Annotated in this window: 17 protein-coding genes, 2 tRNA genes, 1 other RNA gene and 2 pseudogenes; 2 read left to right on the forward strand and 20 right to left on the reverse strand. The window is 54.7% G+C overall.

Annotation, left to right across the window (positions count from 1 at the left end; genetic code table 11):
* Positions 1–323: 323 nt before the first annotated feature.
* The 20 genes and pseudogenes from HPY71_11940 to HPY71_12035 form a co-directional block, all read right to left on the reverse strand.
* Positions 324–1,763 (reverse strand): hypothetical protein, encoded by a 1,440-nt coding sequence (locus HPY71_11940; protein NPV54210.1) that lies wholly within the window; start codon positions 1,761–1,763, stop codon positions 324–326.
* The gene (locus tag HPY71_11945) at positions 1,760–2,593 is read right to left on the reverse strand and encodes an ABC transporter permease subunit (protein ID NPV54211.1); all 834 of its coding nucleotides are present in this window, start codon (positions 2,591–2,593) and stop codon (positions 1,760–1,762) included. The genes HPY71_11940 and HPY71_11945 overlap by 4 nt, the downstream gene beginning before the upstream one ends.
* Before the next feature lie 2 nt (positions 2,594–2,595).
* Complete coding sequence (locus HPY71_11950; GenBank protein ID NPV54212.1) at positions 2,596–3,537, reverse strand: ABC transporter ATP-binding protein; 942 nt, start codon at positions 3,535–3,537, stop codon at positions 2,596–2,598.
* Between the two features lie 225 nt (positions 3,538–3,762).
* Complete coding sequence (gene bofA / locus HPY71_11955; protein NPV54213.1) at positions 3,763–4,029, reverse strand: pro-sigmaK processing inhibitor BofA; 267 nt, start codon at positions 4,027–4,029, stop codon at positions 3,763–3,765.
* 110 nt (positions 4,030–4,139) lie between these two features.
* A complete protein-coding gene (locus HPY71_11960; GenBank protein NPV54214.1) occupies positions 4,140–4,469 on the reverse strand; it encodes a YaaL family protein in 330 nt (109 codons plus the stop codon).
* 156 nt (positions 4,470–4,625) lie between these two features.
* A complete protein-coding gene (gene recR, locus HPY71_11965) occupies positions 4,626–5,222 on the reverse strand; it encodes a recombination protein RecR (protein ID NPV54215.1) in 597 nt (198 codons plus the stop codon).
* A gap of 152 nt (positions 5,223–5,374) precedes the next feature.
* Positions 5,375–5,719, reverse strand: a complete 345-nt coding sequence (locus tag HPY71_11970) for a YbaB/EbfC family nucleoid-associated protein (protein ID NPV54216.1) — start codon at positions 5,717–5,719, stop codon at positions 5,375–5,377.
* A gap of 82 nt (positions 5,720–5,801) precedes the next feature.
* Entirely contained in the window at positions 5,802–6,395 is a 594-nt protein-coding gene (locus tag HPY71_11975) for a hypothetical protein (protein NPV54217.1), read from the reverse strand.
* A gap of 31 nt (positions 6,396–6,426) precedes the next feature.
* Entirely contained in the window at positions 6,427–7,797 is a 1,371-nt protein-coding gene (gene dnaX, locus HPY71_11980; GenBank protein ID NPV54218.1) for a DNA polymerase III subunit gamma/tau, read from the reverse strand.
* A 157-nt stretch (positions 7,798–7,954) separates the two neighbouring features.
* Positions 7,955–8,521 carry a hypothetical protein gene (locus HPY71_11985; GenBank protein NPV54219.1) on the reverse strand — a complete coding sequence of 189 codons (567 nt, stop codon included), beginning with the start codon at positions 8,519–8,521 and terminating at the stop codon, positions 7,955–7,957.
* A gap of 326 nt (positions 8,522–8,847) precedes the next feature.
* An RNA gene (ffs, locus tag HPY71_11990) (signal recognition particle sRNA large type) lies at positions 8,848–9,112 on the reverse strand.
* An 85-nt stretch (positions 9,113–9,197) separates the two neighbouring features.
* Positions 9,198–9,292: transfer RNA gene (locus HPY71_11995), tRNA-Ser, on the reverse strand.
* An 8-nt stretch (positions 9,293–9,300) separates the two neighbouring features.
* Positions 9,301–9,393 (reverse strand) — tRNA-Ser (locus HPY71_12000).
* Positions 9,394–9,485: 92 nt separating this feature from the next.
* Positions 9,486–9,932 (reverse strand): tRNA adenosine(34) deaminase TadA, encoded by a 447-nt coding sequence (tadA, locus tag HPY71_12005; protein ID NPV54220.1) that lies wholly within the window; start codon positions 9,930–9,932, stop codon positions 9,486–9,488.
* Between the two features lie 98 nt (positions 9,933–10,030).
* Positions 10,031–10,477 (reverse strand): ACT domain-containing protein, encoded by a 447-nt coding sequence (locus HPY71_12010; GenBank protein ID NPV54221.1) that lies wholly within the window; start codon positions 10,475–10,477, stop codon positions 10,031–10,033.
* A 77-nt stretch (positions 10,478–10,554) separates the two neighbouring features.
* Positions 10,555–11,892, reverse strand: a complete 1,338-nt coding sequence (locus HPY71_12015; protein ID NPV54222.1) for a phenylacetate--CoA ligase — start codon at positions 11,890–11,892, stop codon at positions 10,555–10,557.
* Between the two features lie 218 nt (positions 11,893–12,110).
* Positions 12,111–12,716, reverse strand: coding sequence for an indolepyruvate oxidoreductase subunit beta (locus tag HPY71_12020; GenBank protein ID NPV54223.1), 606 nt, complete (start codon positions 12,714–12,716; stop codon positions 12,111–12,113).
* Positions 12,717–12,935: 219 nt separating this feature from the next.
* Positions 12,936–15,002, reverse strand: a pseudogene (locus tag HPY71_12025) (4Fe-4S binding protein).
* A gap of 99 nt (positions 15,003–15,101) precedes the next feature.
* Positions 15,102–16,409 carry a phenylacetate--CoA ligase gene (locus HPY71_12030; protein ID NPV54224.1) on the reverse strand — a complete coding sequence of 436 codons (1,308 nt, stop codon included), beginning with the start codon at positions 16,407–16,409 and terminating at the stop codon, positions 15,102–15,104.
* Between the two features lie 771 nt (positions 16,410–17,180).
* Positions 17,181–18,239, reverse strand: a pseudogene (locus HPY71_12035) (sodium:solute symporter).
* A gap of 582 nt (positions 18,240–18,821) precedes the next feature.
* Here HPY71_12035 and HPY71_12040 point away from each other — a divergent pair.
* Positions 18,822–19,994, forward strand: a complete 1,173-nt coding sequence (locus HPY71_12040; protein ID NPV54225.1) for a GntR family transcriptional regulator — start codon at positions 18,822–18,824, stop codon at positions 19,992–19,994.
* 19 nt (positions 19,995–20,013) lie between these two features.
* A complete protein-coding gene (locus HPY71_12045) occupies positions 20,014–21,384 on the forward strand; it encodes a sulfatase (protein NPV54226.1) in 1,371 nt (456 codons plus the stop codon).
* Positions 21,385–21,419 lie beyond the last annotated feature (35 nt).

The raw sequence follows: 21,419 nt of genomic DNA on the forward strand, positions 1-21,419 counted from the left end.
CTCAGTCCCTCATCACTGCTTAGTTTTCAAGGAGCATTCGAGAAACGTTGCCGTCCCTCCGTTTGCCGCCGTGTCGAGCGGCAGTTATTAATATATCACCTTTCACTATGCCTTTCAATTTACTATATCGGAAGCTAGAGCTAATTAACGCGGATTATTACGAAACTGCTGATCATATTATGTTTTCTTTAAGCGGCTCTCAGTTATGTTAACGTATGCTCTACAAAGTCTGTCTACCAGGTTGCTTCAATCATAGTTATTATATGCGCCCGACCACGGGATTAGACCTCGCGCCGCAAAATATACCCTATCCTACCTACGTCCTACCTTGCGGCCGCGCTCACGCTTTTGCTCGACCTTGCCTTCGCCCCCAGGCTCCTGCGCCAGAATATCACAGCGAGGCCAAGCAAGATAGGTATAGCGGATAGGATGTAGAGCGACCTTACAGCGCCCTCATTTATGGCCTTTATGCCCCGCACGCTCTCAGGGATCACATTCCCATCCTTGCCAACCATGCGTATCTGCATATTGCTCCCGGCATCAACCTCCACCTTGTAGGCTTCAAAAGATGGCTGCTTGTCCTTATCCTTCTTGGGATCGAATTCAACTATTTTATAGCCGAGAGCGTAGCCCGGCGTCTGATCTACCCGATACGGCTTCGATTCGACCGTCGATATAACCTTGCCATCCTTCAGGATCTGGAGCTTCACATCATTCCGGTCCCTGTGGTGCACCCAGATCCAGTTGTTCTCCCTCCCCCTTCCCGCCAGGGGGAACTGTAGCTTCGTCAGCTTGGTGTAGTAAAGCTCATTGTACTCCGCTTCGTCGAATGCCTTCAGGAAGAGCGCCCGTTTGCCCTGCATGTACATGGTCTCCTTCGGCTCGTCCGTCTTTGAAGGCATAGTCCATTTCTCTTCAGGTATTATCTCGTAGCCCATACCGTGGCGCCGACCCACGAAGACCACCAGCTTCTTCTTGAAAGTGCCCTTTGGCTCCGGTTCGGGCTTTTCATCCTTCTTGCCGGCAGTTGGCCCGCCCTTCTCCCCGGCGGCCTTCTCCTCGGCCTTGTGCTCTACAAATTGCATCTCATAGGTCCCGACCGGGAGGTTTATAATATAGGTCTCCTGGGGGTCGGTAACGTAATAGCTGGGTGGAACCGGCTGCTCAGGTGCCCTGGGAACGCTCTTGAACTTTTTGGGGTTCTTGATATATTCCCCTATGGCCTCCTGGTACTTGCTCTGCTGGTCATAGTAATCCATGACCTTCTTGTAATACTTATCGATCTCAGCCTTATAATCCTTGTATTTGGCCTCGGCCTCGGCCCCCACCATGAGCTTCATCTCAGCGTCGTAGGGTCCCTTGGGATAATAGAAGACATACTTGACCGGGGCTATAGATACGACCTTCTTGTCGCCCTGCCAGATCTCGAGTTCTCCCTTGAGATCTTTCTTGTAGTCAAACCATGAGCCCATGTATTCCTGGGTTATGGGCCAATAGTATACATCGGTAATCAGCGGATTTACCAGATTATCCTTCCCGGCCATCATGTATATGGTGTCTATCGCTCTTGGGCAGAAGGTGCTCTGGTAGGTCAAACCATCGAAAAGGTTCAACCCATATACTCGTTGCCGCTCTTTTGGAGGCTCGGCGGCAGCGGCGGCACCCCCCAGGGTGGCAATGAGCAACAGGATACAGGCCAGCCTGATAATGCCTGTCCACTTCACATTCACATTCATATCCATGCGATTGAGGTATGTCTTCATCGCCGCACTCCCTTCCTCTCAAAGGCGATCATCGAGAGCCAAAGCAAGATGCCGCTGTAAAGCACCGGTGAGATGATATTAATCAAAAGCTGGCGGACATCGCCTACCCTCGCCGCATCAATGCCACGGCTTAAATACGAAAGCGGTGATACCCACCCGATGCCGTGCGCCAGCCATGCAACAAATGAACGAGCGTATTCGAGTGGGGCCGATAGATCACCCTGGAATGAAAGAAGATAGCCCTCCAACATCGAAAACCCCGCAAAGGCCGCCATGACCAGTATGAACAGGAGGATGGAATTTCGCATCTTGCCCGTAACGGCTGAGAGGAATATGCCAAATGATATCATGCACGACGCCATGAAGATGGAAAGCACCAGGCCCTTCAATACCCCCGCCGTCAAGCTGAACCTTGTTATCGAGGATGCGAGCCCCAGAAACACCAAGGATGCAAGCCCCATCACCACAAACGCGGCCATGTGTTCGAGGTACTTACCCATGACGTACGAGGCTCCATCTACGGGGCCATAAAACAGGACCTCCATGGTGCCGCGTTCGCGCTCGCGGGAGATTGATACCGTTGCCGAAAGCCCCAAGTATACTGTGGAAACAAGGAGGATGATATAGAGAGGGGACATCATGGGGTCCGGTATGACAACAAGGCCTGCGTCGACCACGGCGCCTGTATAGCCCATAACAATCAGGCTCGAGACTACAAACGCCAAGGCCAGGGCCAGGTAAACGCCTATGCCATAGAATATGGAGGTAAATTCACGTCTTGCTACCGTCTTCACTGAATTGAACTGGTAGGAGAAAGGGCTTTGAGCCATGACTAGGCCTCCTTCCCTGTAAGCTGTGAGATATGCTTCTCAGTGATTGTGATGAAAGCGTCCTCGAGGCTCATCTGCTTCCTGTTGAGGCCGACGACAACGCCGCCTACCGCCGCGATCGCCCGCGATATATCGAGCCGGTAATCCTTATCCGGGTTTGTGCTGACCCCCAGGATCTTGCCGTCGAGCTGAACACGCTTCACAAACGGGAGCCCCGATACCGCCTGCAAAATCTCGGGGGCTGCCGCCTCCAGCTCAACCTCGATTTCAATCTCATCCACCAGGCGGGTCCTGATATTATCCATCGTATCTTCCGCTACAAGCGTCCCGGCGTTCATGATCCCAACCCTGTGGCACGTACGCTCGACTTCGGAGAGGAGATGAGATGAAATCAGAATGGTCTTGCCTTTCTGGTTTTCGTCCTTGATTAAATCGCGGACTTCCTTTATCCCATAGGGATCAAGCGACGAGACGGGCTCGTCCATGATGAGGATGTCAGGATCATGCAGCAATGCCCGCACAACCCCTATTTTCTGAGTCATTCCCTTGGAATACCCCCGCAGCATTTCGTTGCGCCAGTCGTAAAGCTGCACACGTTCGAGGAGCTCTGAAACGCGCCTGGCTTTGTCCTTGACGCCGTAAAGATCGGCGAAAAAGCAGAGGTATTCCCATGCGGTCATTTCTTCATACATGTACTGAACCTCTGAAACAACCCCTATCCTCCTCTTCAGGCCAAAATAATCCTCCTTGAGCGTCTTTCCGAAAAGGCGCACCTCGCCCCTAGTAGGCTTCACAAGCCCGAGCAACATGAGAATGGTGGTTGTCTTCCCAGCGCCGTTCGGACCCAGAAAACCATAGATCTCTCCCTTCTCCACATGGAGATTCAGGTCCTTCACGGCAGTGAAATCCCCGTAATCCTTGGTTAACCCGATGGTTTGGATCATTCCGCTCCCTCCGGTGGCAATTTTGTGATTGGCAAAATTGCAGCTCTCTCAGATTAAGATCTTAACCGCTTTGATTCCTTGTAAAACATCATGTTAAATTCTACAAAACCTGCTAATATTCCTGCTTCTAAGCATAATAAAGCACGAACGAGCTGACTTAAATACATGATATAACATGATACCATCATGATATCATAAAAGCCATGGAATTTGCATTGTCACTTTTCACCCTATAAGGAAGTATCTTAGAGCTATAAGTAGGACTACACCAGGAATGCCAAGAAAGCCAGCTACAAGTGCAGTTACGGGATTGACCGGGATCATGATGTTGAAGTGTCTGCCTACGATGTTAATGATCCAAAGAAGGATCCCGCCGATGATTCCATTATAGATAAGCTTCAGGATGAATCTCAGCGGGACGACCAGAATGCAGGCCAAAAGGCACAAAAGAAAAAGACCGAAAAGGTAGGCTACGACCACCGTCCAATCCATGCCATCTCGCCCCCCATATCAGCTCTCCCATATACCCTCCCCCCGGAACTGGGTTACCCGGCGGTTCACCGTTCTCCACCATTTTCCGCTCTCCCGGCCCGGTACCTGGTCTAGCTTGTGGCCTTGAAGTCTTCAGCCCTCCGGTCTCCATTCTGGGGTAGTACCCTTTCGCGATGAGGTAGGGATGAATCCTCCTGCCGCGCCTTTTTCAGAAGGTAAATATACTTCTTTTCCGCGGCACGCGCTGCATAGATAGCGTGATCCACAAGATCCGGATCTGTGACGCTATTGAAATAGGACTTGGCTAGCAGCCATTCTCGCCGGGCTTTTTCAACCGCGTCGGCAAGGGAGGGCCAGCGGGTTTCGCTATCCGTGGGTTCCCCCTCATTTCGAACCGGTAACCTCAATGCAGAGATCACCCTCGCCAGTCGCTTGTTCATAGGATATTCTCCCTCTCTTAACGCCAGCGATCTCCTATATCTACCATATTAATACAACAAAAATATATATCTTGTACTAAATTATAGGCGGGAGCTATCCTATTTATACATGAATCTCTTGCGAGAAATACCGAACCTGGCCCGAAACCCTCGTGGCTAGACCTCCCTCCGGCCCTCCAGCGCCCTCGCCAGGGTAACCTCGTCGGCGTATTCTAGCTCTCCACCGACAGGGACGCCATGGGCTATTCGGGTCACCCGGACGTCCAGCGGTTTAAGCAGGCGCGAGATGTACATAGCTGTGGCCTCGCCCTCGATGTTGGGATTCGTAGCCAGGATGACCTCCTTTACCCCACCATCACGGACTCTGGCAAGAAGCTCCTTTATCCTGATATCATCCGGCCCGATCCCTTCCATGGGTGAGATCACGCCGTTCAACACGTGATACAGCCCCCTGAATTCCTTCGTCCTCTCCATGGCCATCACATCCCTGGGCTCCTCGACAACGCAGAGCAGGCTCCGGTCCCGGTCGCTCCCTGAACACACCCTGCAGGGATCGATATCTGTGATGTTCCCACAGATAGAGCAGTAGCGGACCTTGTCTTTCGCCTCGATTAACGCCCTGGCTAGCTTCTGGACATCTTCGGCCGGGGCCTTCAATACATGAAACGCCAAGCGCTGCGCCGTCTTGGGCCCAACGCCCGGCAACTTCGTTAGCTCATCAATCAGCCTCGCGATAGGCTCAGCAAAGATCAAATACCCACACCCCCTTACCTTCCCTTCACTTCACTTCTAGCTGCCGCGCCCCCCTGCACAGGGCTGCGCAAAGGCTTTTACCTCAGCTAAAGTTCGACCAGATCAGATCCAACCGAAACGCGATCGAGATATGCGCATACAATAAAGCATAGTTAGAATCTCATCCTCCCGAGGCCTGGCATGCCCGGCAGGGAGAGTCCCCCGGTGACCTTCCCGAGCTCGGAAGCTGCCATCTCGTTGGACTTACTGAGCGCCTCGTTGGTTGCGGCAAGAATAAGATCCTCCAACATCTCAACATCATCTGGATCGACGGCTTCAGGCGATATCGATATCTCCACAATCTCCTGGTGGCCATTGGCAACAACCCTCACGACGCCACCCCCGGCTGTGGCCTCCACCGTCTTCGACTTGAGTTCCTCTTGAACCTTCTCCAGGTCCTGTTGCATCTTCTGAATCTGCTTCATCATCTTCCCCATATTTCCCATATTTCCCATCATCCCTATCGTACCTCCCTTGGAGCATATGCTTCCCACCAGTGCAGCAATACCATCATAGCGGAGTCACCACATGTCACGTGGATCAGCTTTGCTTCGGTTCGATCTTCAAGATGTGCCCACCAAAGAGGTCGAGGACCTCCTTCACAACATGGTTGTCAGCCAGGTTTCCCTGGGATTCGAGGGTGGCGGCAATTGCAGCCACCGCCTCGTTTTCCATCCCTCCCCCAGCCCCGCCTTCGGGGCCAGAGTCATCCATCTCCGGGCGGTCCTCCTCCCCCGCGTCATCGCGGGCACCCCATCTACCGGCATCCGCGGTTTCCTCGCCACCAGCCTTCCCTGTTCCCTGGGAACTCCCGGCCGTGATCGATACCAGGGCCGCTGGGGACGGAGCCAGGGCCGGGGCCGAGGTGCTGCGGCCTCCCCTATTTTGCGCTCCAGCTACCGGATCTTCTACTGCCGCTGATCCGGAAGCGTTCAGGTCCTCAGTATGCTGGATGATTTCACAGCGAAGCCTCACAGGCTGCCCAAAAACCGAGGATAGAATCTCCTGGATTACCGCCCTGTGAGCTGGGGACTCGATCTGTTCCTTATGAAACACGTGCTGAAATCCAAGGAGTATGCAATCCCGCTCGACGTCGACCGGGGCCGCATCAAGTAAATAGCCCCGGAGTCTCATTTTCCTTTCAAGCTTCAGGGCCTCCAGGACTTCAGGCCACCCTGGTTTTTACATCCTCAATGCTCAAGCCCGCGGCGGGGGCACCCGGTTGGACAATCCCGGTGTCCGGCCGGGCAACCTCAGCACTGTTACCCGGTGCGGCCCCCACCTCCTGCGCCACCTCAATATCGCTTTGCGGGGCGAGACGTTTCCGTTTTTGCGCATTTTGCAGATCCTGCAGGGCGGCATGAAGCCTCTTGACAGTCTCCTCAAGCATCCTGACGCGGTTGAGAAGATCAACCGCTTCGCCCGCCGGCGCTCCCTCCGCCGCAGCCACCGGCATCCTGGCCAGCCTCACAAAGGCCATCTCCATCACCAGCCGGGGCCGCGCCGCCCACCTCATCTCGCCCTCGGCCGCGCACATGACATCGATCACCCTCTGGAGATCATCTACTGTATAGGCGCCGGCCTGTCTCCGCAATTCCTGAAGGGGGGTGGTAAGGCCGTCTACGAGACGGGCAGGGTCCGAGCACTCCTTTACGATGAGCAAATCCCTGAAATGCTCGACAGCATCCTTTACGAATTGCCTCAGGTCCTTCCCTTCATCGCTTAACTTTTGAATGAAGGATAAACCTCCCAGGAGATCCCTGCGTGCCACCAGGTCGGCGAATTCCTTGGCGCCCTCCGACCCGACAGCGCCGAGCACCTCTACCGCGTTTTCATAGGTTATCTCATCCGTTCCAAAGGCCATGCACTGATCCAGGAGGCTCAAGGCATCCCTCATGCTGCCCTCGGCGTTCTTCGCGAGAAAACCGGCGGCCCGCTCATCCAGGTTTACTCCCTCCTTGTGAGAGATATCCTTCAGCTGCCCGGTAATCTCTGGCACAGTAAGCCTGCGGAAGTCAAAGCGCTGGCACCTAGAAAGGATGGTAGCAGGAATGCGGTGAGGTTCTGTGGTCGCCAGCACGAAGACCACATAGGCGGGCGGCTCCTCCAGGGTCTTTAAAAGGGCATTGAATGCCTCTGTGGTTAACATGTGGACCTCGTCGATTATATATACCTTATACCGCTCCTCGGCGGCCGTAAACTTCACCTTCTCCCGGAGGTCGCGGATCTCATCGATACCGCGATTGGACGCGGCGTCGATCTCTATGACATCCATCGAGTAACCCTCGCGGATTCTCTTACACGCCTCGCATACATCGCAAGGATCCGCTGTAGGGCCCTTTTCGCAGTTCAAGGCCTTGGCAAGGAGCTTTGCAACACTTGTCTTGCCCGTCCCCCTCGGGCCACAAAAAAGGTATGCGTGTGCCACCCTCCCGAAGCTCAAGGCGTTTTTGAGGGTCCGCGTCACGTGCTCCTGTCCAACTATCTCGTCAAACATCCGTGGGCGCCAGCGGCGGTAGAGCGAAAGGTAGCCCATAGTTCCTCGTCCTTCCTTAATATAACAGCCCGGTCAACCTGTTACCTTGATCTAACACGGGTTAAAATGACATCTTACCCGAGGGAATTTACCCAGCACATATGAGGTATGGCTTGAGTTTGAGCATGATCAATATCGCGGTAAAGCGGGAACGAATCTATATTACCTCGGCTTCTTGCCTTAATTTCTCCCAAAGACCTTCAATATCCAACCTCTTAGCCCACGAATCTATATAGTTGAGATCCAGCTTCGCAAACTGGACCTCATAGACCCTCAAGGCATCTATAAACTGTTTCTCGCTCCCTCCCGATAGCTTAGCCCATCTGAGTTTAGCTAGAATCGTATCCTCTGGGCTCGAGACCTTCATCCTAATGCCTAAAACATCTTCAACGTACTTTCGAGAAAAACGCGACTTGTCAAAGGGATCATCGGTCAGCATCCAAAAGTCAACCTTGATCCCTTCGTTTACATCGAGTAGGTTGAACATACCATTACCCTCAATCGCCGCTAGAATGCTTCTTTCATCAAGGTAGAATTCAGGGCCCGAGAAGGCTTTAACAAAGGCCTCTATTGAGGTCCTCTCCATGGAAATGACCAAATCTACGTCATGCGTTGAACGGGGCTCTCCTTGGAGACTGGATACCAATGAGCCTGTCACCATATAGTCGATCTCGGACCTCTCGAGAGCCTCTATGACTTTCATCAGTAATTCCTGTTGTGACATTTCTCGATACGCTCCAGATATAGTCGCCTAATCTCTTCATCTGATAATTGAGCGAACCTTTTTCGCAAACCGTGAAGGAAGAGCCTCTTTGTGAAATCAGATAGCTCAAAGGCCTTCTCTAGTCTCTGTGCCGGGGACATTTTACGCAGCGCATCAATGTATCTCCTGTGATTTGGATGTGGTTTGATCTGCATTATTCACCACCCCTTTTGCCCATACAATATTATATCCCATCTTTGACAAGCAAGGAATAGAAATACATAGATGAACAATTAAATGGCCCGTAGCAAGGCATACGGGCCATCATACAAAGAATCTCTTAGAGGCCGTGCACCCACCTTCGACAGCCTCTCCCGGGCGATACCACGGTAGCCAGCTCTGACCAGGCAACCCCACGGCACATGGAACATTCTACTTACCGCTGCTACCTCCCGGTCCTGACGGGGTTCATAGACTTCCATTGCGTGGGACCCAATCTTCCTCGCCCCTTGCCGAGGCCGGGCCCCAAGAGAAGACAGCCTCCGCTGGGAATTCGACCCCGCTATAGCGGATTGCGGGTACAGGGCACCGCTGCCTCCCCATCTAGCACGGCCAATTCTTCTGCCGGACAACTGCCAAACAGCATCTCTTTCTTTCTAACTAAAATCCAAACTAAAAACCTAAAATAAATAAGATATGGCGGAGAGGGTGGGATTCGAACCCACGAGGCAGAGAGCTTCTGCCTACCCGCTCTCCAGGCGGGCGCCTTAGACCAGACTCAGCCACCTCTCCGGATAATATGGCGGAGAGAGTGAGATTCGAACTCACGGGGCAGGGACTACCCGCCCACTCGCTTTCGAGGCGAGCGCTTTAGACCCCTCAGCCATCTCTCCACCCAAATCTCATGGTCTTAGTCTCATGGTCTCATCCTTGATGCTATCTTAATTCCATCTTTTATCCTATTCTTATTCTTAATCTTATAATCTTATTTCCCCTTGTCTCCCTCTCTCAGCTGCGCGAAGAAACGCTGCAATATCTCGGTGCATTCCTCGCGCATGACGCCCTCCTCGACCTCCATACGGTGGTTAAAGGCATCGCTCCCTACGAGGTTGACGATGGATCCCGCTGCTCCCGCCTTCGGATCCCTCGCCCCATACACCAGGCGACCTATTCTGGCCTGAACCATGGCGCCCGCACACATGGGGCACGGTTCAAGTGTAACATAAATCGTCGTATCAATCAACCGCCAGGAGGCCATCTTCGACGCGGCATCCCGGATAGCCAGGATCTCGGCGTGCGCAGTAGGATCCTGCAGCTCCTCCTTGCGGTTATGGCCCCTGGCTATCACCTCGCCCCCGTGTACGATCACCGTGCCAATGGGGACCTCACCCTTATCGAAGGCTTTAGCGGCCTCGCGCAAAGCCTCGCTCATAAACTCCCGGTCGCGCTCGGATGGCAAGACAAAACACCTCGCGCTCACGATAAGCCGTCCGTAACAGATTATAGCATAGACCCAGTACCAATACAAGATTATACCCGTTCCGCCCCATAGCCTCTTACCTCGCCATTTGCAAGGACGCGGACCCCGTTTCGCGTCAATACATCCACAGCCCCATCCGGATCTTCCACCCTGAATATCACGAGTGCATCGCCGGCGCTCTTGCCTGTAAAGGCGTAAAGGTATTCGATATTCATCCCCGCAGCCTCCAGTATGGCAAGCACCTCAGCGAGCCCGCCCGGCCGGTCGTGAACTGCCACTGCGATCACGTCGGTTACGCTGACGGTGAAGCCCTCGCGCTTCATTACGTCATAGGCCTTCTCAGGCTCATTCACGATGAGACGGAGTATCCCAAAATCGGTAGTATCGGCGATCGAAAGCGCCCGGATATTGATGCCGTTCTCACCAAGGAGCCTGGTCACAGCCGCCAGGCGGCCGGATTTATTCTCTAAGAATACAGAGATTTGCCTGACTTTCATCAATCCTAGCTCCTTTCCAGTCCTCTAGCTCGACTTCTATAACCCTCTATAACCCTCGACTTTATAATCCTCGGCTCTCATAATTCCCTTTTATCTATCACGCGTTTTGCCTTTCCCTCGCTGCGCTGGATCGTCTTGGGCTCGACAAGCTTGACCTTGACCGAGATGCCGAGCGTTGTCTCGATGTTCTCGCGAATCGCAGACTCGAGCGCCTCGAGCTTCTTGACCTGATCGAATATGATGGCCTCCGAGACCTCGACCCAGACCTCCAGCTCATCCAGTTTATCCTTCCTATCGACCACCAGGAGGTAATGGGGCTCGGTCTGCCCCACCTCCAGCAGGGCGCTCTCGATCTGGGATGGGAATACATTCACGCCGCGTATGATGAGCATGTCATCGGTCCGGCCCATGATCCGCGCCATCCGCACATGAGTTCGGCCACAGGGACATGGCTCATCGTAGAGCGCGGAGATATCGCGGGTGCGATAACGAATGACGGGTATACCCTCCTTGGTGATGGTGGTGAATACGAGCTCGCCCTGCTCCCCCGGGGGCAGGTTTTCGCCTGTTTCGGGGTCTATTATCTCAGGAATGAAGTGATCCTCGTTAACATGAAGACCGTTCTTCTCCGGACATTCACACGCCACTCCTGGCCCGATGACCTCGCTCAGGCCATAGATGTCCAGGGCCATAATTCCCAGCTTCTCTTCGATCTCCGCCCGCATTCTGTTTGACCACGGTTCGGCGCCAAAGATTCCCGCCTTGAGGGCAAGCTCATCCCGGCGAATGCCCATCTCCTCCATAACCTCTGCAATGTAAAGGGCGTAGGACGGGGTGCATGCCAGGATCGTGCTTCCTAAATCCTTCATGAGCATAACCTGTCGCTTTGTATTGCCACCGGACATGGGAATCGTCGTAGCGCCCAGGAGTTCGGCCCCATAATGAACGCCCAGGCCGCCTGTGAAAAGGCCGTAACCATATGCTACATGCACCACGTCGTCGCGGGTCGCGCCCGCGGATACAAGGGCTCTTGCGGTGAGCTCCGCCCAGGACGCGATGTCGTTCCGTGTGTAGCCTACCACGATCGGCCTACCGGTCGTGCCGGAGGATGCATGGACCCTTACTATCTCCCCCTGAGGCCTCGCAAACAGGCCAAACGGGTAGTTGTCGCGCAGGTCCTGTTTGGTCGTGAATGGCAACCTGTGAAGGTCTTCGAGGGACCCGATGTCACCCGGCTTTACACCCTTCTCGTCGAAAGCGCGCCTGTAAAACGGGACGGTCTCGTAGACGCGCCTTACGACCGCCTGGAGCCGCTCGAGCTGGAGCTTTCTCAGCTCGTTACGCGGCATGCACTCATGATCTTTATCCCAGTAGTTCTGAGGCTTTATTCTATCTATATCTATGCCGTAATTCATTTTCTTGACCCCAGTCCTCTCTTCTATAACCTCTCTATGGCGACCTCTCTATAACCTCTTTCTTGTGACTATAATCTTCTCTATGAGAGCATGATCTCTAGGGGTATAATCCTCCTTATGACCCCTTATGACCCCTTTTTATATTAGCCCTCTTTCCTTCTCTATCAAGCTTTCCTTCTCTATCTCTATCAAGGCTTAGCTCTTCGAAGGCTTAGTCTTCATGAGGACCGCCGGGTGGTGAGAGTTAAACCGGCACCGCTCATGAAAGCCCTCAAATTCACATCCATGAAACGTGAAGGGATGCTTTCTCCCAGCGCATCGAGCCAGCAGGATTTCTCAACCCCCAGGAATCTCGAGGCCACGCCGAGGAGCACAATATTGACCGATCGCGCCGACCCCGCCGCCCTGGCCAGCTCGAAAGCCCTGACGGTGACCATATTGGGCGACCTGGCCTCCAGCTCCTCGAGGATCCCGCCGGGATATGGTTCCCTTCCCGAAAGGGTCGTGATGGGTGGTATGGCGTAATCATTCACGATCAGTATCCCGCCGGGACGCAGGGAATTCACCCACCTGAGGGCTTCGAGCCTCTCAAAAGCTATGAGGCAGTCGACCTCCCCCTCCGGGATGAGAGGCGAATACACCCTTCTCCCGAATCTCACGTGGGTTACTACGCTCCCGCCCCGCTGGGCCATGCCGTGAACCTCCGAGGTCTTGACATCAAACCCTGCGAGCCTGGCTGCCCCTGCCAGGACCTTGCCCGCGAGGATTATGCCCTGGCCGCCGACTCCCACGATGAGCACGTTTACCGGCCTGTCGCCGGGCAGGCCTGCCAGTCTGATGGACGCCTCAGGCGCATTCGCATTCCCTGGCACGGGTGCCGAGGCCGAACTGGTCACCCGGCCTACAGGTCCAGCAATGGATGCAGCTATGCGATCCAAAGCACCAGCCGCAGCTCCAGCCCCCGATTCAGCTCCGGATTCAGCTCTGGATTCAGCCTCGGACCCCGTTCCGGGTCCAGCCGCACCACCTGTAGGGGCCACCCGCCTGATCGCCCCGGATGGGCAGACCTGGATGCACAACCCGCAGCCCGTGCAGAGCTCGCTGAAAACAACCGCCTTGCGGGCGCCGAGCCCCAGCGCCGGGCAGCCAAGGGCGAGGCATATCTTGCAGCCTTTGCACGCCTCCTCATCAACCTCGACGGCACCCGCAGCCACCGTAGCCACCGTAGCAGTACCGGCACTGGTGCTGGCACTAACACTAGCGCCGGCAGAGCCTTTATGCAGGAGCACGCAGGGCCGCCGGGATATCACGACCGATGGTTCCTCCGCGCTCACTTCCTCCTTGATAACCGCCTCGAGCGAGCCAAGGTCGTAGGGATCAACCTCCCTCACACGCTTTATGTTCAGGGCGGCCGCTACCCTGGCGGCATCCATTTGCTCTGCAGGCTCCCCGAGGAGGGTTATGCCCGTGCCAGGGTGATCCTGGTGGCCTGTCATGGCCGTCGTGGAATTATCCAGGATGATCACGGTGGAGGTGCCCTTGTTGTAAGCGACGTTCATGAGCGACGCGAGCCCCGAGTGAAGAAACGTGGAATCCCCTATGACCGCCACCGTCTTCCTGGCCAGCTCGGGCCGGGCCTTATCAATGCCATGGGCCATGCCGATGCTCGCACCCATGCATATACAGGAGTCCATGGCCTCGAGGGGAGGGAGGGCCCCCAGCGTATAGCATCCAATGTCGCCCGTTACAGTGAGTTTGAGCTTCTTGAGAACGTAAAAAACCCCCCTATGCGGGCATCCCGGGCATAGGACCGGCGGCCTCGCGGGAAGAGCCACCACGCGCCCACCCGCCGGGCCCGGCCCCGACCCCGGACCTGACCCCGAAGCCACGCCCGGGCCTGATCCTGAACCCGATCCCGAACCCGGTCCTGACTCCAAGCCCGGCTTTGCCTCAAATGTAGACCCCTGGCCCATTCCATAGCAGGGGAAGGAGATGGCCTTTTGTAAGGACTTGGCCACTATCGCAGGGGTGAGCTCCCCGACCCGGGGCAAGAGCTCCTTCCCCATGATGTCTATTCCAAGGAGCCTTATCTGCTCCTCGAGAAAGGGTTCCAGCTCCTCAACTACATAGAGCTTCTTCACCTCACGCGCGAATGAGCATATCAGATTAACCGGCAGTGGGTAGATGAGCCCGAGCTTGAGGCAGGATGCCCCGGGGAAAGCCTCCTTAACGTATTGATAGGCAACCCCGCTGGTAACGATTCCTACATCCAGGCTCCCCCACTCGATGCGGTTGACATCAAGACCCTCAGCAAAATGCCCTATCTCCTCGAGACGCGCCTCGAGGACTTCATGCCGTGGGCGGGCGTACGCGGGGATCATCACAAATTTCCTCGGGTCCTTTATAGGCCACCGGGCCCCACCGGCACCCCCGCGCCCGGCCGCAGCTCCAGCCGCAGCCCCGGTCCCAGGCGCTTGCCCACACCCCGAAACCGGAACACCCAGACTCTGGCGCGCACCGAGGGCGACCAACCCCTTGGAATGGGACACCCTGGTCGTGGTCCTCAGGAGAACCGGTGTGTCAAAACGCTCGCTGAGCTCCAGGCCCAGGCCCACAAGATCCTTCGCCTCCTGGCTGTCTGCAGGCTCCAAGCAGGGAATCTTCATAAACCTTGCGTAAAGCCTGTTGTCCTGTTCATTCTGCGAGCTATGCATCCCCGGGTCGTCGGCCGTCACAACCAGGAGGCCCGCGCCAACACCCGTGTAGCTCGCCGTAAACAGGGGATCGGCAGCGACGTTGAGGCCCACGTGTTTCATGGTCGCAAGCGCCCGGCCGCCCGCGAGCGACGCTCCCAGCGCGACCTCGAGAGCCACCTTTTCATTGGGGCACCACTCGGCGTGAATCGCGACCGGAGATGCTGGAGACGCCTCCCCTCGGCCCTCCTTCAGCTCCTTCTCCTTTATATGCTTCGTGTGCTTTATATACTTCGCTATATTCTCGAGTATCTCCGTGCTCGGCGTTCCCGGGTAACCGGTCGCAACAGCGACCCCGGACTCGCACGCACCGAGGGCAATCGCCTCGTTGCCTGAGAGTATCTCTCTCCCCGTCATACCCGTGCCTGCCATAACTCCCTGCCCTGGTTCCACCAAAACCCCTCTTGCCAAAACCCGTTACTCTCCCATCTCAGCGTTTTCAAAGCTTCTCGCCGGTCAACTTGCAGTCAGCTTTCTTCTATCGATTACCCTTTTTGCCTTGCCCATGCTCCGCTCCAGGGACATGTATTCCACCAGCTTGACCCCGGGCCTGAGTGACAGGGCGTTCTCGAGACGTTCTTTAACCTTATTTTCCAGCGCCTCGAGATCTCGCCAGCTCCCTGTGAAGCCTTCCTTCGAGAGTTCGACTATAACCTCTATATCATCCATAAAGCCCTTCCGGTCGACGATGATCTGGTATTGAGGCCCGACGCCATCGATATTCATCAAAACGGCCTCGATCTGCGACGGGAATATGTTAACACCGCGAATTATGAGCATATCATCGGACCGGCCCGTGACCTTTTTCATCCTGACCGTAGCCCGGCCGCACGGACACGGCGAGTAATCAAGAGAGGAGATATCCCTCGTGCGGTAACGCACAAGCGGGATGCCCTCCTTGGTGAGCGTTGTAAAGACCAGCTCCCCCTCCTCACCCGGCGGGAGCGGCTCACCGGTTTTGGAGTCGATGACCTCAGGGAAAAAGTGGTCCTCCGATATATGCATCTTGCCCCCATACTCGCACTCCCCAGCGACCCCAGGCCCCGTTATCTCGCTCAGCCCGTAGTTATCCGTGGCCTTTATATGCCACCGCTTCTCGATCTCGGCCCGCATCGCCTCGGTCCACGGCTCCGCCCCGAAAAGGCCGAGCCGGAGCTTTAGCTTGCTCGTGTCAACGCCCATCTCCTCGGCCACCTCTGCCATATGGAGGGCGTAAGATGGCGTGCCGACCAGCACGGTGGTGCCGAAGTCCTGCATGAGTTGAATCTGGCGCTGGGTGTTGCCGCTCGACACCGGCAAAACCGTGGCCCCGACCCGCTCGAGGCCGTAGTGGAGGCCAAACCCGCCCGTGAAGAGCCCATACCCGAAGCTTATCTGGGCTATATCGCGCCGCGTAACCCCTGCCTGCACCGCTACCCTGGCAACCATATCCGCCCATATCCTGAGATCCCTGCGGGTGTAGCCTACCACTGTGGACTGGCCCATTGTGCCTGACGAGGCATGAAGGCGCACGATCTTCGAGAGCGGCACCGCAAACATACCATAGGGGTAGTTCTGCCTCAGCATATCCTTTGTTGTAAATGGAAACCTCCGGATGTCATCGAGCGTCTTGACTTGCTCGGGCTTCACCCCGGCTTCGTCCCACAGCTTACGATAAAACGGCGACGTCCTGTATACCCGTTCGACCAGGGCCTGGAGCCGCGTGAGCTGGAGAGCCCTCATTTCATCGCGGCTCATGGTCTCATGACGTTTATCCCAGATCAATTATGCGCGCCGCTCATTGGCGGCGCATCCCCCCTTCCGCCTCCCTCATCTTCCTCACGTGCCTTTTCCCGTTATCTCAAACCAGTCACCAGTCTTCTAGCGTTCCCGCCAGGAGGCAGGGCGGGCAGCCCCTTACTCCTTTGTAGCCGCGAGAGCCGCAGGCTCGACCGCTCGCCCCAACCCGAGCTCGCGCTCGCGCTCGAAAATCCGCGATAAGTGAGCCTCCGGGTACTTCCGCGTAACCATGCTAACGGCCGGCACCACCAGGAGCGGGATCAACATAGCGAGCGAGCCCGTCATGGGGATCTTGCCCGCATCCATCTTGAAGTACCAGGCCAGGCCCACGGAGATAGCCAGGCCCGCCACGAGCCCAGCCCAGGCTCCGGCCCTTGTGACGCCCCTCCAATAAAGCCCATAGAGGTAGGGGGCGAGGAACATCCCGGCCAGCGTGCCCCACGATAGAGCCATGAGCGAGAGGATGAAGGCCGGCTTGGTAAATGCTATCAACGCTGAGAGCACGATGAAAAGCACGCAAAGTCCCTTCATGAGCCAGAGGCTTCTCAGCTGATCCTTCTGCTGGCTCCCGCCCCATTGGCTTCCACCCCGCATCCGGCCGCCCCTGTCCCGGGCGCTTGCCCTTGCCTGAGCCTCCCTTGCCGGGGCCTGTTGTTTACCTCTCCCCTTTTGCTTCGACCGGCCCCTGCCGGCTCGCGCGCCGCCCAACAGGTCTTGCGGCTGGCGCTGCCCCTGTGTGGAGGCAGGACTCTCCCCCAGGAGGTCTATGGCAATGGCCGAGCTCGAGACCAGGACCAGCGACGATAGGGTTGACATCGACGCCGAAAGCACAAGGACCAGGATGAACGCTGAGACAAGCCCGGGCATCGCCATGGTTATCATCTGGGGGATCAAGAGGTCCGCATTAGGCCCCACCTTGTCGGCGGGAAGCTGCGCGAAGAAGAGGTGCGAAAGCGAGCCAACGAAGTACGCCGCCCCAGCGATCACCAGCGCGAATAAGGTCGAGACCACCATTGCACGACTTATAGATTTTTCATCCTTTATAGCATAAAACTTCTGCACCATTTGTGGCAAGCCCCAGGGGCCAAGGCTCGTGAGCAAGACCAAAAAGAGAAGCGGGAAAAAGCCTGGAGGCCCGACAGGCCCCGCAAGCTTGGGGTTGATGCTGGCCAGGCGGGAAAGCCCCACCGCCAGCCCACCAACCTGGGGCTGGGCCAGGACCTTCCAAACCATCAGAACGACCCCGAGTATCATAATCGATCCCTGGAAGGCGTCCGTGAGGTTTACCGCAAAATACCCCCCGACGACCAAATACCCCGCCGTCAAAATGGTCATAAGCGTAACCGCGTAAACATAGGGGATCCCAAAAACGCCTTCAAACAGGTAGCTCAGCCCCATGTAAACCGAGGCAGAATAAGGAACCAGGAAGATAAAGATAGCCAGCGCCGAAAGAAGCTTGAGGCCCCTGCTATCATAACGAGCCTCAAGGAATTCGGGCATGGTTCGAGTGCCGAGGCGAGATGTTATTTCCCGCGTCCGCCCTGCAAGGACCCTCCACGCCAGGTAGGAGCCGACCAGGGCATTGCCGAGGGCGATCCAGAGCCCCGACACGCCGAAGCCCCACCCGATGCGTCCTGCATAACCGATGAAAATTACGGCCGAGAAATAGGTTGTCCCATAAGCGAAAGCCGACATCCAGGGCCCGATCCCCCGATTCCCCAGGAAGAAGTCTTCGAGGGTCCCCGAGCGGCGTCTACTTATGTATCCCATAGCCGCAAGCACAATTACGTAGACCGCCAACACCACTATCTTCATACTATTTCCCCACCCCCACATCATTCATTAACCTAAAATTACCAAACTGAAATCACTCAAATTGCCGGGCCATGCTGTCGGACCATACCATCTATCCCCTAGGCCTCAAGCGATCCCTCCTTCCCCCGCCTTCCCATCCATCTCCTCTATACAATGATCAATGCAGCTTCACCTTTAAATACAACCCTAACCCGCATCTACCAGCCTGCAGGTATCCTCTCGCCTTATGTCGTTGTCCCCGCAGTTTATCCCTGCTCACCCCTGCACACACCGGGGCGCGCCATCTTTGCCGGATATCGGCCTTGGCCGCTAATCTTTATTAAAACAACTTCATCTAAATGATCTAATGATGATCAACGATGATAAATTACGAAAACGCAATCGGTAGCCTGACACTCCGCGATAAAAAAGGCAATGTAGTATTTAATTCGACGCGGTTATAGCATATCCTCTCGGATGTTTATACCAAAAGCGCAATAGTGCTCATAGCAGGATAAAAATTTGATATTGACAAAATATAACCGGATATGTTATTGTTTTAGTGTCTAAACCTTTAATACTAATAAGGATGGTTTCGTACCAATGACATCAGATTTAAACTCAAATGCACCTTTATATATACAAGCCAAACAAAGGCTTGAGCAGATGATCAAGTCCGGGGAATTACGCCCAAGCGATAAAATCAGCCCAGAAACGGAACTATCTCAAAAACTCGGCATAAGTCGAACAACGGTACGACAGGCATTGAGGTTACTAGAAGAGATGGGCATCGTCGTCCGCGATAGAGGTCGAGGCACCTTCATCAGCGAGAATGCCCGAGACATCCTATCCTGCAGAATCAAAGGGAGCATAGGGTTCGTCCTCCCATTCCTGGATGCCTCATACGCTGCCGATATCATGGCCGGTGCTACGCGCGAGGCAGCCAAACAAGGTTATAACTTGATTCTAAGAGATTCGGAAAACGATCCCGGTAAGGAAGCTCAGGCCATAAAAAGCCTGGTAGAACACGGAGTAGAAGGGATTCTCCTGTTTCCATGTACCGAACGCTTTTACTCGCGAACAGTCTTAAAGCTTCACCTGGATGATTATCCCATCGTAATGGTAGGGCGGAAATATAGCCACCTCCCGATTCCGGCGGTTGAGGCGGATAACTACAATGGAGCTCGGGAAGCAGCGGAATATTTACATGAGCTCGGCTGCAGGGAATTCGCTCTCATCTCACCGGCCGTCTCCCATATGAGCTCCGTGGAAGCTCGTCTAAATGGTTATAGAGACGTCTGTCTGGAAAGAGGCATACCAGCCAAAACCGTCTGGATCGAGACTGGCCACCCCGAGGAATCAAGCATCTATTGGGAAAGGCGGGATGTAAATGCCCTAGAAAATTCAATTGCCACTATACAGAATTTCTTGGAAAGAAACCCAAAGGTGGACGCTATTTTAACATGTAATGATCTCCTGGCAGTAGATGCTTTGAAGGCAAACGCACGTCTGGGGCGCCGTGTGCCCGACGACATCTCAGTTATCGGGTTTGATGATGCCCCGTTTTCGAGTCAGCTGGACCCCATGTTAACTACCGTTAGGGTGCCACGGTTGGAAATGGGCCAGGCAGCCATCACGGTTATAACCAAGTTGCTCCAAGGGGAGATGCCTGAATCACTATCTATATGTATTCCGACATCCCTTGTAGTAAGGGGATCGACAATTCATTCATCGCAAGAAAAACCTATATTGGCAGTTAGTGTAAATGCTATTTAGAGCCATGGAGGTGTACCCAATGTATAATGTAATCGTCGTTGTCATGGACAGCCTCAGGCAGGACCACGTGGGGGCTTACGGCAACACCTGGATCCAAACACCTAACATCGATTCCCTAGCTAAACGTTCAGTAGTTTTCACAAATGCCTACCCGGAAGCACTTCCCACAATTCCCGTTCGCACGGCGCTTTTTACCGGCCAGTATACTCTGCCTTTTCGCCCGTGGCGACCTCTTAATAACGAAGACATCACAGCAGCACAGATTTTCCGCTATCATGGTTATACCACCGCCCTGATCACTGATACATATCACCTCTTTAAGCCCGGCATGAATTTACACAAGGGTTTCCATATATTCCGTTGGATACGTGGTCAGGAGGCCGATGCCTATGAATCATCCCCTCACAACAAAGATATAAACGATTATATTAAGCCCGCTATGCACGGCGATCCCGTAGAAGAAATGCTCCACCAGTATTTTAGAAATACGATGAACCGCAAGTCTGAGGAGGATTATTTCGCTGCACAGGTGTTTCGCGAGGCAACTCAGTGGCTCGAAAAAAATGCAGATCATGGGCCATTTTTCCTTTGGGTCGACTCTTTTGATCCACATGAGCCGTGGGATCCGCCCGCTCCTTACGACAAGCTATATACATCACAAGATTATAAAGGGCCCCGCCTGATCCATCCTAAATATGGAAAGACCAATTGGATGACGGAGGAAGAGCTGCGCTACGTTCGAGGACTCTACGCAGGAGAAGTCACCTTCGTAGACAAATGGTTTGGCATATTCCTCGACAAACTCGATGAACTCGGATTATATGAAAACTCTATTATAGTGCTCCTTTCAGATCATGGTCACCCGCACGGTGATCACGGCTCAATAATGAAGACCCCGGATAATCTTTACGGTGAATTGCTGAAACTTGTTCTTATGATCTACCATCCAACGGGTGAATACGCAGGTCGATATGTCGATGCACTCGTAGAGACCCCGGATATCCTCCCTACCCTCCTACATCTTACGGGGCTAGAACATGAGGCTATTGCCATGCATGGGAAGAACATATACCAATTGGTCACGGACAGACAAAAGACGCTCCACGATTATGTAATCACCGGATACAATGAGGCGCCCGACCGTTGCGTTAGAACAAAGGAATGGAGCTATATTTATAGAGCCGGAAATGGGCCCGACGAGCTGTTCAACCTGATAGAAGATCCGCGCGAAAAGATCAATTTAATAGAAGACCGCCCTGATATAGCCCGGGAATTGCAGGCAAAGCTTGGCCGTTATGTCGAATATCAACCCATTATAAGGGAATCAATCGTAAAGGGATCTATCCAGCTGAAGTACGAAGTAGCTGATACTGCCGCGGAAAACCGCTAGCGTATCTAGCGTATATTGACTCTATAATCAATTAA

The sequence above is a fragment of the Bacillota bacterium genome (assembly GCA_013178125.1).
Taxonomy (GTDB): Bacteria; Bacillota; SHA-98; order Ch115; family JABLXJ01; genus JABLXL01.

Coding starts and splice junctions, on each gene's coding strand:
- HPY71_11940 (NPV54210.1), bottom strand. CDS start 1,763: ATGAAGACATACCTCAATCGCATGGATATGAATGTGAATGTGAAGTGG.
- HPY71_11945 (NPV54211.1), bottom strand. CDS start 2,593: ATGGCTCAAAGCCCTTTCTCCTACCAGTTCAATTCAGTGAAGACGGTA.
- HPY71_11950 (NPV54212.1), bottom strand. CDS start 3,537: ATGATCCAAACCATCGGGTTAACCAAGGATTACGGGGATTTCACTGCC.
- bofA (NPV54213.1), bottom strand. CDS start 4,029: ATGGATTGGACGGTGGTCGTAGCCTACCTTTTCGGTCTTTTTCTTTTG.
- HPY71_11960 (NPV54214.1), bottom strand. CDS start 4,469: ATGAACAAGCGACTGGCGAGGGTGATCTCTGCATTGAGGTTACCGGTT.
- HPY71_11970 (NPV54216.1), bottom strand. CDS start 5,719: ATGATGGGAAATATGGGAAATATGGGGAAGATGATGAAGCAGATTCAG.
- HPY71_11975 (NPV54217.1), bottom strand. CDS start 6,395: ATGAGACTCCGGGGCTATTTACTTGATGCGGCCCCGGTCGACGTCGAG.
- dnaX (NPV54218.1), bottom strand. CDS start 7,797: ATGGGCTACCTTTCGCTCTACCGCCGCTGGCGCCCACGGATGTTTGAC.
- HPY71_11985 (NPV54219.1), bottom strand. CDS start 8,521: ATGTCACAACAGGAATTACTGATGAAAGTCATAGAGGCTCTCGAGAGG.
- tadA (NPV54220.1), bottom strand. CDS start 9,932: ATGAGCGAGGCTTTGCGCGAGGCCGCTAAAGCCTTCGATAAGGGTGAG.
- HPY71_12010 (NPV54221.1), bottom strand. CDS start 10,477: ATGAAAGTCAGGCAAATCTCTGTATTCTTAGAGAATAAATCCGGCCGC.
- HPY71_12015 (NPV54222.1), bottom strand. CDS start 11,892: ATGAATTACGGCATAGATATAGATAGAATAAAGCCTCAGAACTACTGG.
- HPY71_12040 (NPV54225.1), top strand. CDS start 18,822: ATGACATCAGATTTAAACTCAAATGCACCTTTATATATACAAGCCAAA.
- HPY71_12045 (NPV54226.1), top strand. CDS start 20,014: ATGTATAATGTAATCGTCGTTGTCATGGACAGCCTCAGGCAGGACCAC.